Origin of the sequence: Actinacidiphila yeochonensis CN732 (assembly GCF_000745345.1) — a bacterium.
Lineage (GTDB): Bacteria > Actinomycetota > Actinomycetes > Streptomycetales > Streptomycetaceae > Actinacidiphila > Actinacidiphila yeochonensis.
On record NZ_JQNR01000004.1, the window covers coordinates 197,780 to 212,129 of the forward strand.

The 14,350-nt window shown below is 74.2% G+C and carries 10 protein-coding genes; 4 read left to right on the forward strand and 6 right to left on the reverse strand.

Going from position 1 to position 14,350, the window contains the following annotated elements; genetic code table 11:
• Positions 1–49 precede the first annotated feature (49 nt).
• From BS72_RS37100 to BS72_RS07760, 3 genes are all read left to right on the forward strand, one after another.
• Positions 50–373: a DUF5302 domain-containing protein gene (locus tag BS72_RS37100; RefSeq protein WP_037908224.1), complete on the forward strand. Its 324-nt coding sequence runs from the start codon at positions 50–52 to the stop codon at positions 371–373.
• Between the two features lie 380 nt (positions 374–753).
• A complete protein-coding gene (locus BS72_RS07755; protein ID WP_037908227.1) occupies positions 754–2,808 on the forward strand; it encodes a M3 family metallopeptidase in 2,055 nt (684 codons plus the stop codon).
• Positions 2,809–3,381: 573 nt separating this feature from the next.
• A complete protein-coding gene (locus BS72_RS07760) occupies positions 3,382–4,092 on the forward strand; it encodes a class I SAM-dependent methyltransferase (RefSeq protein WP_322942143.1) in 711 nt (236 codons plus the stop codon).
• Between the two features lie 172 nt (positions 4,093–4,264).
• On the opposite strand, the gene BS72_RS07765 is transcribed toward BS72_RS07760, so the two are convergent.
• From BS72_RS07765 to BS72_RS07775, 3 genes are all read right to left on the reverse strand, one after another.
• Positions 4,265–4,543, reverse strand: coding sequence for a hypothetical protein (locus BS72_RS07765; RefSeq protein ID WP_157856171.1), 279 nt, complete (start codon positions 4,541–4,543; stop codon positions 4,265–4,267).
• A 42-nt stretch (positions 4,544–4,585) separates the two neighbouring features.
• Positions 4,586–5,788 carry an IS110 family RNA-guided transposase gene (locus BS72_RS07770; protein WP_198545818.1) on the reverse strand — a complete coding sequence of 401 codons (1,203 nt, stop codon included), beginning with the start codon at positions 5,786–5,788 and terminating at the stop codon, positions 4,586–4,588.
• Positions 5,789–6,368: 580 nt separating this feature from the next.
• Complete coding sequence (locus BS72_RS07775) at positions 6,369–7,007, reverse strand: TetR/AcrR family transcriptional regulator (RefSeq protein WP_037908234.1); 639 nt, start codon at positions 7,005–7,007, stop codon at positions 6,369–6,371.
• A gap of 227 nt (positions 7,008–7,234) precedes the next feature.
• Between BS72_RS07775 and BS72_RS07780 the strand changes: the two genes are divergently transcribed.
• Positions 7,235–8,428, forward strand: coding sequence for an MFS transporter (locus tag BS72_RS07780; protein ID WP_037908236.1), 1,194 nt, complete (start codon positions 7,235–7,237; stop codon positions 8,426–8,428).
• A gap of 196 nt (positions 8,429–8,624) precedes the next feature.
• Here BS72_RS07780 and BS72_RS07785 read toward each other — a convergent pair whose 3' ends face one another.
• From BS72_RS07785 to BS72_RS32065, 3 genes are all read right to left on the reverse strand, one after another.
• On the reverse strand, positions 8,625–9,797 hold the full coding sequence (locus BS72_RS07785; protein ID WP_037908237.1) for an MBL fold metallo-hydrolase: 1,173 nt from the start codon (positions 9,795–9,797) through the stop codon (positions 8,625–8,627).
• A 59-nt stretch (positions 9,798–9,856) separates the two neighbouring features.
• Entirely contained in the window at positions 9,857–10,699 is an 843-nt protein-coding gene (locus tag BS72_RS07790) for a GNAT family N-acetyltransferase (protein ID WP_037908241.1), read from the reverse strand.
• A gap of 155 nt (positions 10,700–10,854) precedes the next feature.
• Positions 10,855–14,172, reverse strand: a complete 3,318-nt coding sequence (locus BS72_RS32065) for a glycoside hydrolase family 2 TIM barrel-domain containing protein (protein WP_063835999.1) — start codon at positions 14,170–14,172, stop codon at positions 10,855–10,857.
• Positions 14,173–14,350: the final 178 nt, after the last annotated feature.

The window sequence follows — 14,350 nt, forward strand, 5'->3', positions numbered from 1 at the left end:
GGTGCGTCATCCGGTACACGGCGGCCGGTCGTCGTGCCAGGCTGGGCACATGAGCGATACACAGCGGGCGGCCGGTCCGGCCGCCGAGACCCCCGACGGGTCCGCCGCCGGCGTACCCGAGACGCCCGGCGCCGCGGACGGCACGGATGGCACGGATGGCGCGGACGGCGCGAACGGCGCAGGCGCCGCGAATGCGGAGCCGGAGGAGGCCGGACCCGAGGACATGAAGGCCAGGTTCCGCGAGGCCCTGGCGCGCAAACAGGGCGGGCGCGGCGGCCGCGGTGCCGGCGGGCCGGGCGGCGATCCGGCGAAGATCCACCGCTCCAGCGGGCGGGCCGGCGGGGCCCGAGAGTTCCGCCGAAAGAGCGGCTGAGGCAAGGAGGTCCGTCGCCCCCTCCCGCGCACCGGGGCGGGAGGGGGCCGACGGGCGGGACCCTCGCGCGGGGGTGGCCGTGCCGGGGCCCGCGAGGACCTGGCACGCCGCTCCGAGCCGCGCCGGCCGTCGCGGTCAGGCGGCCGGTCGGGATCAGGCCACCTGTCGGGGGCAGGCCGGCCATCGCGGTCAGGCCGCCTGTCGCGCTCAGGCCTGCCGGAACGGACCGGCGCGCCCCTGTTCCCGGCGGCCGGGGGAGCGTACCCGGTGGATGGCCCACCACTCCTCTGACCAGCTGTTACGCCCGGTCGGAGAAAGTTATCCACAGGCTTGGGTGCTGACTCCGCGGGGGTGGTCACGCACGCACTACTGTCGGCCGCGTGACGACGAACCAGCCGACGACGGCCACCAACCCGCTGCTCCGCGAGAGCACGCTGCCCTACGGGCTGCCCCCGTTCGCGGAGATCCGCGAGGAGCACTACCTGCCCGCCATCGAACGCGGTATCAGCGAGCACCTCGCCGAGGTGGCCGCCATCGCGGAGAACCCGGAGCCACCCGGCTTCGCCAACACCGTCGAGGCGCTGGAGCGGGCGGGCGCGCTGCTGCTGCGCGCCACCCTCGCCTACTCCAACCAGGAGGGCGCGCACCTCACGCCCGAGCTGCGGGCCATCCAGACCCGGGTCAGCGCCATACTCGCCGAGCACAGCGACGCGGTGCACCTCGACACCCGCCTCTACGCCCGCGTCAAGGCCCTCTACGACGTCCGCGCCGGTCTCGGCCTCGACGCGGAGTCACTGCGGCTGCTGGAGCGCCGCCGCACCGAGTTCCGGCGGGCCGGCGCCGAGCTGGACGAGGCCGGCCGGGAGCGGCTGCGCGAGCTCAACGCCGAGATCGCCGCCGCCTCCACCGCCTTCGGCCAGAACGTCCTGGACGCCGGCACGGCCGGCGCCCTCCTCCTCGATGACCCGGCCCAGCTGTCCGGCCTGGCCCCGGACGCGGTGGCGGCCGCCGCGGAGGCCGCCCGCGAGGCCGGCCACGCGGGGGCGTGGCTGCTCCCGCTGCGGAACTTCTCCAACCAGTTCGAGCTGGCCGACCTCGACGACCGCGAGGTGCGCCGCCGCCTGCTCGCCGCCTCCCTGGACCGCGCCCAGGACACCAACGGCCCCCTCGCGGTCACCCTCGCCACCCTCCGCGCCGAGCGCGCCGCGCTGCTCGGCTACCCCAGCCACGCCGCCTACGCGGTGGCCGACAGCACGGCGCGGACCCCCGAGGCGGTCACCGCGCTGCTGGCCCGGCTGGTGCCGCCGGCCGTCGTCAACGCCCGGCGCGAGGCCGACGCCCTGGCCGCGGCGGCCGGCGGACCGGTCGAGGCGTGGGACTGGGCGTACTGGTCCCGGAAGGTCCGCAAGGAGCGCTACCAGGTCGACCAGGCCGCGCTGCGCCCCTACTTCGAGCTGGACCAGGTGCTGCGGGAGGGCGTCTTCCACGCCGCCCGCGAGGTCTACGGCATCACCCTGACCGAGCGCCCCGACCTGCCCGGCTACCACCCCGACGTACGGGTCTTCGAGGTCTTCGACGCGGACGGCAGCGGAGTCGGCCTCTTCCTTGCCGACTTCTTCGCCCGGCCCACCAAACGGGGCGGGGCTTGGATGAACCCCCTCACTGTGCAGTCGGAGCTGCTCGGCGGCCGGCCGGTGGTGGTCAACAACCACAACATCGCCAAGCCGGCGCCCGGCGAGCCCGCGCTGCTCACCTCCTCGCAGGTCGATACGCTCTTCCACGAGTTCGGGCACGCCCTGCACGGCCTGTTCTCCGCCGTGCGGTACCCCTACTTCTCGGGCACCCGGGTCCCGCGCGACTTCGTCGAGTTCCCCTCCCAGGTCAACGAGGTGTGGGCGACACGGCCCGACATACTCGCCCGGTACGCCCGCCACCACCGGACCGGCGAGCCGCTGCCGGCGGAGACCGTCGCGCGCCTGGCGGAGGCCGAGCGCTTCGGGCAGGGCTTCGCCACCGTGGAATACCTGGCCGCCGCCGTGCTGGACTGGGCCTGGCACAGCCTGCCGGCCGGCACCGACCCCGGCGACCCGCTCGCCTTCGAGGCGCGGGTCCTGCGGGAGGCGGGGCTGGACCTCCCGGCCATCCCGCCCCGCTACCGCACCACCTACTTCAGCCACGTGTTCCAGAGCGACTACAGCGCCGGCTACTACTCCTACATCTGGAGCGAGGTACTCGACGCCGACACGGTGGAGTGGTTCCTCGACCGCGGGCACGCGCTGCGCGCCGCCGGCGACCTCTTCCGGGCCGGGTTGCTCTCCCGCGGCGGCAGTACCGACCCGATGGAGGCGTACCGGTCCGTGCTCGGCCGCGAGCCGCGGGTGGAGCCGCTGCTGGCCCGCCGCGGCCTGGACGGGAAGGAGGGCGGCGAGAGCTGAACGAGCAGGCGCCGCGGGGCGTCGGGTCCCGCCGGTCGGGGTCTGTCCGGCTCGTCCGGTCCGTCCGGTCCGTCCAGTGCATCCCGTGCTTTCGGCCTGTCGGGTGCGCCCGGTCGGGGCCTGTCCGGGCCCGTTGATCCGTCCGGTCGGGGTCCGGTCGGGGTCCGGTCGGAGTCCGGTCGGCGGCTGGGTGCCGCTCCGCTCCGGCACGCCACCCGCAGCAGGTCGTGGGCCGCGAACGTGAGCCCTGAGGCGGCCACCTGCCCGGCCGGTGGCGTGCACCGGGCTCGTCCGGCTCGTTCCACCGCCGGTGTGGCGGCCGGGCCGGTCGGGCGGCGCCGTCGCGGGCGCGGCGCCCGCCCACGAGGTCGGCGGTGGCGTTCGCCCGGTGGAGCGGGAGGCGGTGGGTCGCCGGGTGCCTGTGGCGCGAGCATCCCCGGGCTTTGCCGGAACGGCAAAGCGGCTTGGCGTTGCGGCACGCTCTGCCGCAGGCTTCCGGTGGCGCGTGGACGTGGCCCACTCGGGCGATGGCGCGCGCTGGTCCAGTCGATCAAGGAAGGGAACGGGCGCGCGATGGGTGAGGAGAACGCGGTGGCAGGCGGCGACGCCGAGGTCCGGGCTGTCGTGGCCGGGCACACGCACGGAGCGGACGGCGGCGGGACGGGCACGGAGGCGCCGGTGTCGGACGCGGAGTACTGGGACGGCCGCTACCGCGAGCGCCACCACATCTGGAGCGGTCGCCCCAACGCCGCGCTGCTGCGGGAGGCGGAGGGCCTCGCCCCCGGCCGCGCTCTGGACCTCGGCTGCGGCGAGGGGGCCGACGCGATCTGGCTGGCCCGGCAGGGCTGGAAGGTGGTGGCGTCCGACATCTCCGCCGTGGCGCTGGAGCGGGCCCGGGAGCACGCGGCGGAGTCCGAGGTCGCCGACCAGGTCGACTTCCAGCGCCACGACTTCGCCGAGAGCTTCCCGGCCGGAGCGTACGAACTGGTCTCCGCGCACTTCCTGCACGCCCCGCACGACATGCCGCGCGACAGCATCCTGCGCCGGGCCGCCGACGCCGTGGCCCCGGCGGGGTGCTGCTGGTCGTCGGCCACGCCGGGGTGCCGCCGTGGGCGGCGGCCGCCTCCATGCACGCCCACCACGTGTCGCTGCCCACCCCGCAGGAGGTGTACGACGGCCTCGGCCTGCCGGACGACGAGTGGGAGATCCTGGTCGCCGAGGAGTACGAGCAGCCGACCACCGATCCGGAGGGCCGCCCGGCGGTCCGCCACGACAACACGCTGAAGCTGCGTCGCCTCCCTGCCTGACAGCGGACCGCTCGCCCAGGGAGCGCGGCCGGTGCCCGTGCCGGCCACGGCCGCTCGCCTGGGCCTCTTGCTCACCTTGGGCCCCTTGGGCGGCTTGCGCGGCCGGGGGGTGCCCCTATGGGTTTAGTCAACCTGCGTGGGACGGCGCCTCAGCTGTCGGTTGCCGGTTCGGCTCCGGTGTGTGCGTAGATCCAGCCGGCCGGGGCATCGGTGGAGCGGACGGCTTCGTAGACATGCCGATTCGGGCCCGCTGGTCCGCCGCTCGCCCGCAAGGGCGAGGGTGGCGTCCCGTCCTGGAGGAGGTGCACGATCTTGGTGCGGCCTTCGAAGGGGCCACCGACGACGGGGATGCCGACGGTGTTGTTGACAGTCTCGCCGGTGAGCCAGCGATTGACGGTCGTCATGTGCTCGGAGTCTTCGGCGGCCATGAACACAGCGGATCACGGGCGATGCTGGGTGGACAAGAGGGCTCAGGTCGTGGCGGCGGACCGGGATTCATAGAAGGTTCCGTCGCGGAGCATGGCGAACAGGACGTCGGCCCGGCGTCGGGCGAGGCAGAGCAGGGCTTGGGTGTGGTGTTTGCCCTGGGCGATCTTCTTGTCGTAGTAGGTCCGGGAGTCCGGGTCGGCGAGGGCGGCGAACGCGGAGAGGAAGAAGGCTCGTTTGAGCTGCTTGTTTCCTCGTCTGGAGGGTTGTTCGCCGCGGATGGAGGAGCCGGAGCTGCGGGTGGCGGGGGCGAGGCCGGCGTAGGCGGCGAGGTGGGCTGCGGAGGGGAATGTGCTGCCGTCGCCGACGTCGATGAGGATGCGGGCTCCGGTCCTGACGCCGATCCCGGGCATGGACGTCAGGACCTGGGAAAGAGGGTGGGCCTCCAGGAGTTCCTGGATCCGGGCGGCGAGGAGTTTGCGTTGGTCGAGGACAGCAGTCAGGGAGCCGGCGAGGCTGGGGACGATCAGTGCGGCAGCGTCGGTGCCGGGGACGATGACGGTCTGCTCGTCCAGTGCCGTGAGGATGTCGTCGACCAGCCGTTCGGCCATGCGCGGAGCTTTCGGGCGTATCAGGGTCACCAGCTGCCGGCGTCCGGCCTTGCGGATCTGGGCCGGAGACCCGAACCGTCCCAGCAAGGTCAGGACGGCCGGGTGCTGGATGCGCGGGCCGAGGACTCGCTCCAGGTGGGGGTGGATCTGGGTGAGCAGGCCGCGGAGCCGGTTGCTGATGCGGGTGGCCTCGCCGGCCAGGTCGTCGTCGAAGCCGACGATCATTTCCAGCTCGGCGATGGTCTCGTCTTCCAGGTCGACCGAGCGCAGCGTGTGCGGCATCACGCGGGCGGCGTCGGCGATGACGAAGGCGTCGCGGGCGTCGGTCTTGGCCTCGCCGGGATACAGGTCGGCGATCCGCCGCATCGTCAGGCCGGGCAGGTAGGCGACCGGGCAGCCCATGTCCCGGGCTACTGCGAGCGGCAGGGCGCCGATGGAGGCGGGCTGGTCGACCACCACCAGCACGGTCCCGTGCTTGGCCTGGAGTTTGCCGAAGACTTCGCGGAGCTTGGGCTCGCTGTTGGGCAGCCGCTTGTCGAACGCCTTCTTCCCGGCCGGGGTGACGGCGGTGGCGTGGTGTTCGCCCTTGCCGACGTCCAGGCCGAGGAAGGCTCCGATGTCGCTGGTGTCGATCACGTGCGTCCTCTGGTTGGTCCCGCCCGGCCGTCCCACGGCACCGATCGCCACATCCACATTACGAAGAGCCTCCCGACCTGCGGACAAGCCGGTGGTCATGCCCCTAATCAGCGGTCTGTCGATGCCTCCGGGACCGGTGACACCACCCCCCAGGCCATGCATTCAACAGGGGGGAGCAGTCATGCCGGTCCCGGAGGCCGGGAGCCCCGTTGCGGGGCCACCAAAAAGGTAATGGGGGAGGACGGCCGGCGGATGTTCCAAGGCCCCACGGGGAGGGGCCCGGCCCCCCTTCACCATGGCCTTGGCCGGCTGGCTCCGGGCGGAGTTCGGCTCTCACCGCACGGTCTGTCGAAGCCCCCCGTGAGGACGTACCGCGGCTCCAGAAGGCTGTCCGCAGCGCCCGGCGCCGCAGCGTCCGCGTCGCCGTGCGCCCACGGCCGACGCGGTATCACGGCCCCGTCCGCCCGTGCTCGGCGCGGCCGGACGAGGCAGGCCGGACCGCCCCCGCTCAGGAACGGCCGGCAGGAACGGCGCGGTCCGCGCCCGGTGCCGGGGCCCGCGCGGCCGCCCCGGTCGCCGGTCAGCCTCCGTGGACCGGCACCCGCCACACCGCGAGGACGGCGTCCGCCGCGGCGTGCAGGCTCTGGGCGGGCATCCCGTCGCACACCTGGGTGGAGAGGCCGAGCTGGAACGAGTGGATCATGGACGCGATGACGTCCACGTCGGTGTCCGCGGGGAGTTCTCCCGCGGCGACCCCGCGGACGACGCACGCTCTGATGCGCGCCCGGCCCACCGCCCGCCATTCCTTCATCGTGCTGTGCGCGGCGGCCCGGTCCGTCTCCTCGTCCTTGTGCGGGTCCTTCGCCTTGTCCCCGACGACGCCCGCCAGGGAGACGAGGCAGCCGCGCGGGTGCGAGGGGTCGGTCTGCATGTCGATGGAGCGGTGCAGCATCAGCGCGACGGCGTCGCGCGGGCTCAGGGACTCGTCGTCCACCACCGCCGTGACGCTGCCCGGTCCGGCCATGTAGTGCTCCACCGCCCGCTCGAACAGTCCGTACTTGGAACCGAAGGTGCCGTACACGCTCGCCGAGGACAGGCCGGTCGCCTCGCGGAGCTGGGCCATGGAGGTCGCTTCGTAGCCGTGCTCCCAGAACAGGAGCGCCGCGGCTTCCAGAACCTTCTCCATGTCAAAGGCGCGGGGGCGCCCGACTGGGGACATAGCGCACCTCCTGCGCTCCGTAATTTCGGATCGATCGCTCTACTTTAGCACCGGCGGGGTGGGCGCGCGGTGTGGTGCACCCACCGGTGCCGCGTCGGTCGCGAGTGGCGTGAGGTGCGTCGATGGACCCCCGCCTGATTTTGGATTGACTGATCCAATTTGACGGCGGGAGCCGTTGCGGTCGATACTGGATCAATCGATCCGTAATTAAGGGAGTCAGGTCTCCGATGACAGCTACGCACGTCCCTCCCACCCTGACCCGGGCTGACACACGGCTTCCCCTCGCCGCCCTGATCGTCATGGCGGCCACCGTCCTCGTCGTGATCATGACCGAGACGATGCCGGCCGGACTTCTCCCGCAGATCGCCGGCGGGATCGGCGTCTCCGAAGGCGCGGCCGGCCAGTTCGTCAGCGCCTACGCGCTCGGCGCAGTCCTCGCAGCGATACCGGCGATCGTGGTGACCCGAGGGGTCCGGCGGAAGCCGCTGCTGATCATCAGCCTGCTCGGCTTCCTCGTCGCCAACACCCTCACCGCGCTGGCGCCCAACCTCGCCGTCGCCCTCGCCGTCCGGTTCGTCGCCGGGGCGTTCTCCGGACTGCTGTGGGGCATGCTCGCCGGGTACGCCATGCGCATCACGCCGCCCGAGCAGGCCGGACGCGCCCTCGCCATCGCGATGAGCGGCACCCCGATCGCGCTCGCCGCGGGTACCCCGCTGGGCACCTGGCTGGGTTCTGCGACCGGGTGGCGCTGGACGTTCGCCGCGATGTCCGCGCTCATCGCGGTGGTCCTGGTCGCCGCGATGGCCCTCGTCCCAGACGCCCCCGGCCAGGCCGAGCACACCCGGCTGCCGTTCGGGCACGTCCTGCGGCTTCCGGGAGTGGCGACCATCCTCGGCGTCGTGTTCGTCTGGATGCTCGCGCACAACCTGATGTACGCCTACATCGCGCCCTTCTTGAAACAGACGAACCTGGATGTGAAGCCCGACGTCGCGCTCGTCGTCTTCGGCGTCGCCGCGCTGGTCGGCCTCTGGTTCACCGGGGCGACGGTCGACCGCTTCCTGCGGCCGCTCGTCCTGTCCAGCGTGGTCCTGTTCATCGTCGCTGGCGCGGTCCTGCTCGGCGCCTCGGGCTCGACGCCCCTGGGAATCCTGGCCATCGTCCTGTGGGGCATCGCCTTCGGCGGTTCGGCCACGCAGCTCCAGACCGCCACGGGCGCCGCGGCCGGTGCGAACTTCGACGCGGCCATGGGCCTGGTCGCCACGTCCTTCAACCTGGCGATCTCCGCGGCCGGCGCGGTGGGCGGAGCCCTCGTCGAGGGCGTCGGGGCCCGCTCGCTCCCGGTGGCGATGATCATCCTGGCGGCCGTCGCACTGGTCGCGGTCGGCTTCGGCCGGCGCGCGGCGTTCAAGCCCGTCCGCTGACCGGCCCGAGCAGGGCGGCACCGGCCCCCGGCCGGCCCGCGGCGAGGGAACTGCCCCCGGCCGGCCCGCGCCGACGGAACTGCCCCCGGCCCGCCGACGGAACTGCCCCCGGCCCGCGGCGACGGGACGGTCTCCCGGCCCGCGGCGAGGGAGCCCCCGAGACGCGGCGCGGCCCTGCGCGCGGCGGCCCCGTCCGTCAGGCGTCCGCGTTGGCCTCGCGGTGCTCCAGGCCAACCGGGGGCCAGGCGCGCCAGCCCTGCGCCGGGGTGACGGCCACCTCGCGCCACCACAGGTCCGGCTCCGGCGGGTCGGCGGGCTCGAAGGGCAGGCCCGGCACCGGCGCCGCCACGGCCACGCCGGCGGCATGCGCGGCGAAGAGGGTGCCCTCGGCCGGGTCGGACCACGGGTGGGGCGCCAGGTTGAAGGTGCCCCAGTGGATGGGCAGCAGCACGCCGTGCGGGGTGCCGCCGGACAGGTCCACGTGGGTGGCCACGCCCTCCTCGGGCGTCATGTGGATGTCGGGCCAGAACTCGCTGTAGGCGCCGATCTGGATCATCGTCGCGTCGAACGGCCCGTGCTGCGCGGCTATTTCACGGAAACCGGGGAAGTACCCGGTGTCGCCGCTGTGGAAGATCCGGTGGGTGCCGTCCGTGACCACCCATGACGCCCAGAGCGTCTGCTGCCGCCCGCGCAGCCCCCGGCCGCAGAAGTGCCGCGCCGGGGTCGCCGTCAGGGTCAGCCCCGCGACCTCCGCCGACTCGTTCCAGTCCAGCTCGCGCAGCCGCTCCGGCGCCACCCCCCAGTACTCCAGGTGCGCGCCCACCCCCAGCGGCACCGCGAAGACCGCCCGGCCGCGCACCAGCGCCTTGATCGTCGGCATGTCCAGGTGGTCGTAGTGGTCGTGGCTGATCACCACCACGTCGACGTCCGCCAGCGCCTCCAGCGGAACCGGCGCCGGGTGCAGCCGCCTGGGACCGGCGAAGGAGAACGGGGAGCAGCGCTCGCCCCATACCGGGTCGAAGAGCACCCGCCGCCCGCCGATTTCGGCGAGTACCGAGGAGTGCCCCAGCCAGGTCAGCCGCAGCCCCGAGGCCGGCGGGCGGGCCAGGTCGTCGAGGGTGCTCGGATGCAGCGGTATCGGCCGGGCCGGCTTGCGGGCCTGCCGGGCCTCCTTGCGCATGTTGCCCGGCAGCGCTTTCAGCATCCCCGGGCCCGGCGTGCTCCGGGCCCCGACCGGGTTGGTGAACGTGCCGTCCGCGTAGTTCGGCGAGGCGAGGATACGGGCCAGCCGCGCTCCGACCGGGTCCGCGCCGAACGGGGCGGGGCGCAGTTTCACGAGGCGGGACGGCTGTCGGCCGGAGCCGGTCACGGGTCCTCCAGGGATCGTGGAGCGGCGGGGCGTCCGCCGCGTCCATTATGGCTGCCGGGTCACGGCGCCGAGTCGAAGGCAAGTGCGATCTGGTCCTCGACGGGGACGTAGCCGAGGCGGGCGTAGAGACGGTTGGCCACCGGGTCGGCCAGATTGGTGAAGAGCAGCACCTGGGCCGTCCCCGCCGCCAGAGTGGTCTCCGTGACGGCGGCCGTGGCAGCCCCGGCGTAGCCCCGGCCGCGCAACTCGGGCGGCGTGTACACGGACACCACCCGCACCGCCCCGTCCTCGGGCGGCGTGACACCGGCCATCGCCACCGGCTCCCCGTCCACCTCCCACAGGGTGCGGCCGCCGTACGCGAGGGCGTCGTCGAGCAGCCGCTCGCCCCCGGGGTCCGCCTGCCCGATGTCCCGGAAGTAGCCCTCCTGCCAGCGCAGCAGCAGCCCTCGGTCGGCCGGGCCGGCCACCCTGGCGCGTCCGGGCGGCGCCGGTAGCGGCGGGAGAAGGGTACCCAGCCGGTACAGCCGCAGCTCCCGGTCGGTCCGCGCCTCGGTGCCGGTGCGCTCCCGCCAGGCCGCGGCGAACTCCCGTACGGTCGCGCTCTCCCCGCGCACCCCGGACAGCGGTCCGTCCAGGGCGGCGGCCAGCTCCCGGGCCGCCTCCGGGGTACCGCGGGCCAGCAGCGGCGGGAACGGCGGCGTGCACAGGAACGCGGCGGCCACCAGGCCGTCCGCGTCCCGCCACCAGCCGAACAGGGGTGGCTCGCCGTAGCTGTCGAGCCCGTTGCGGCGCAGGGTCGAAGCAACCGTGAGCAGGACCGAGTTCTCCACCGGGCGTCGCCTCAGAAACGGGCCGGCCTCGGAGGCGAACCCGTCGAGCGAACGTGTGATCGTCCATCCCATGACGCCCATCCTCACCACCGCCTCACGTCCCCGCACCCGGTTTTGCCCGCCGACCGACCCTGGCTCCGGCTCGGCTCGGCTCGGACCGCTCCGGCCCGATCCAGCCGGGCTGGGGGAGGGGCCGGCCGCGCCGCCCACCGCCGGCCGCGCCGACCTCAGCGCGGTGTGCCCGTCCCGCCGTCCGGCTCCCGGCTCGGCCAGCCGTACGGCGCTCCCTCGCCCGGTAGCGTGCCGAACGATCCCTGCGGGCCGAAGGGCCGGTCCCGGCCGAACAGCCCCTCCCCGGCGAACGACCCGTACGAGCCGGACGACCCGTACGATCCCGACGACTCGTACCCGCCGTCGGCGTCGTACCCGTCGTACCCGTTGTCGGCGCTCAACGGCTCACGGGAACCGCGCGGTTCGGCGCGATGGCCCTGGACCGCGCCGCCGGCCCCGCCGGACCCGTCGGCCGCGCGCGACAGCGGGGTGAAGGTGAAGGCGAACACGGCGGGCGCCGCGGCGAGTTCGTACCGCGGCAGGACGCCGGGACCGCAGGAGGCCGAACCCACGCCGTGCAGCGCGTGGTCCAGGTGCAGCCACAGCGCGGGCCCCTTGCGCAGCTCATGGGTGTGTGCCGCCGCGTCGAGGTCCTCGGTCGTCCACGGCCGGGCGGTCAGCCAGAAGACCGGGTCGCCCGCCACCCGCATCCCCGTGCCGTCCGCCCGCCGCAGCTCCGCCCAGCGGACGTCAGCACGCGCCCCGTTCTCCTGCGGCCGCACGTACGGCGTCTGGAAGGCGTCCAGCGTCGAGCGGTACCGGCCGATCCGGGACGCGGTACGGGTGTCCGGGTACGCCTCGCCCGGTCCGCCGCCGAACCACTCCACGCGCTCCAACGCCGGGCACAACCCCATCCGCAGCCCCAGCCTGGGCAGCGGCACCGGCCAGTCGCCCTCCGGCTCCACCTCCACCGCCACCCGCAGCCACCCGTCGGCCGCCGTCCACCGGTAGACCGCCCGCAGCCCCAGGTCGGAAGCGGCCGGCGCGACCCGCGTGGCCACGGTCAGGGTGTCCGCGCCGACCTCCACGCCGTCCACCCGGTGGCGCATCCGGTGCAGGCCGAGGTGCCGCCAGCTCTCGTCCAGCCGGCTGTTCTCCGCCCGCTTCGAGCCGAAGTCGTTGTCCACCGGGGCCCGCCACACGTCGAGCACCGGCCCGGCCACCTCGTTCCCGCCGAGGTAGCGCAGCACCCCCGACGCCGCGTCGAAGGTGCCCGGCCCCAGTACCACCAGGCCGCCCTCGACCCGCCGCGGCGCCCGCGCCCGGACCGGCCCCACGGCGTCCCGGGCGGCCCCGGTGGCCCCGGTGGCCCCGGTGGCCCCGGCGATCTTGACCAGGTCCGACTCCGGCTCCGGCTCCGGCTCCGGCGCGGCGGCGAACTGCGTCCACGCCACCTCGTGTCCGGACGGCGCCCACACCGTGTCCTCGGCCAGGACCGCCCGCACCGTCCACCAGCCCTCGCCGCGCTCACCGCCCTCCTCGGCGGTCCTGCCCGGGCCCGGCTCCAGCTTCGGCAGCGCGACCTCGGCGGACTCGCCGGCGGCCAGCACGGGCACCTCCAGCCGCCCGCCGGCCACCTGCCGGCCCGCCACCTCGTACGCCCAGCGGAAGGCCAGCCCCGACGTGTCGGCGATGTCGTACCGGTTGGCCACCTCCAGCACCCCGCGCACCGCGTCCCCGGCCATCCGCACCGGCTCGACGACCTTCTTGAACTCGACCAGCCCCGGCGAGGGCGTGCGGTCCGGGAAGACGAGCCCGTCGCAGACGAAGTTGCCGTCGTGCAACTCCTCGCCGAAGTCCCCGCCGTACGCGAAGTACGGCGTCCCGTCGGCGGTGCGGCGGCGCAGCCCGTGGTCGATCCACTCCCACACGAAGCCGCCCTGGCACCGCTCGTACCTCTCGAACAGCTCCTGGTACTCGGCCAGCCCGCCCGGGCCGTTGCCCATCGCGTGGGCGTACTCGCACAGCACGAACGGCATAGCGCGGCGCCGCCGGTCCAGCTCGGGATCGGCCAGCGGCTCCTCCGCGCGGCGCCCGACGGCCTCCGTCTCGGCGTGGTCGGCGTACATCCGCGAGTAGACGTCCACGTCGGGGCAGGACCAGTCGCCCTCGTAGTGGATCGGACGCTCCGGGTCGCGGGCCCTGATCCAGGACGCCATCGCCGACAGGCCCCGGCCGGTGCCGCACTCGTTGCCCAGCGACCACATGACGACCGACGGATGGTTCTTGTCCCGCTCCACCATCCGCGCCGCCCGGTCCAGCAGCGCCGGCGTCCACCGCTCGTCGTCCACCGGGTTGCGCCGCCAGTCCGCCTCGGCGAAGCCGTGCGTCTCCAGGTCGCACTCGTCGACGACCCACACGCCCAGCTCGTCGCACAGGTCCAGGAACGCCGGGTGCGGCGGGTAGTGGCTGGTGCGGACGGCGTTGACGTTGTGCCGCTTCATCAGCACCAGGTCCCGGCGCATCGTCTCCAGGTCCAGGGACCGTCCGTGGTCGGGGTCGAACTCGTGCCGGTTCACCCCCCGGAAGAGCAGCCGCCGCCCGTTGGCCCGCAGTACCCCGTCCTCGACCGCCACCGTGCGGAAGCCGATGCGCAGCGGTATCCGCTCGCCCTCGGTGGCCAGTTCGGCGTCGTACAGCCGCGGCACCTCCGCCGACCAGGGCTCCACCGGCACGGTGACCGCCTCACCGGTCGCGACGTCGACGCCGAGTTCCGGCACCGTCACCGTGCCGGAGGGCTCGCACTCCACGCGCAGCGTGCCCAGTCCCGTGCGGTGGTCGTAGGAGCAGTGCGCGAAGAAGTCGGCCACCGCACCCTCGGGCCGCTCGATCAGCAGCACCTCGCGGAAGATCCCCGGCAGCCACCACATGTCCTGGTCCTCCAGGTAGCTCCCGGACGACCACTGGTGCACCCGCACCGCCAGTGTGTTCCCGCGCGGCCGCAGGACCTCGCCGACCTCGAACTCCACCGGCAGCCGACTGCCCTTGAAGGTGCCCAGCTCCTCCCCGTTCAGCCACACCCGGGCGCAGCTGTCCACCCCTTCGAAGCGCAGCACCGCCGCGCCGCCCGGCCAGTCGTCCGGCAGGTCGAAGACCCGCAGGTGGTCACCGGTCGGGTTCTCCGTCGGCACCCGCGGCGGGTCGACCGGGAACGGGTAGCGGACGTTGGTGTACGCGGGGGAGCCGTGCCCCTGGAGCGGCCAGTGCGACGGGACCGGCAGCACGTCCCAGCGGGAGGCGTCGAAGCCGGGCCGGGTGAACGACTCGTCCTCCGCCGCCGCGGTCGCCGACAGCCGGAACCGCCACGCCCCGCCCAGGTTCAGCCGCCGCGCGTCGGACGCCGCCGTCCACGCCCGCGGCGGCAGCGCCCCGGCCCCTGGCGAGACGTCCTCCCAGTAGGGGAGTTCCTGCCCAGCCGGCGGCGCCTGTTCCATGGCCCTGCTCCTCGTGGTGCTGGTGGTCCGGCCTGCCCGGCCGTCCACGCTCTGCCCGGCCCGCGCCTTCTCCCCCGTCCGGCGCCGAGCGGGCCGCCGGCTCCCCGCATACCCGAGCGGACGGCGCGACCCGCGGGGACGATTGTCGCCAGGGGAAGGGGCGCGGCGCCAGGGTGTA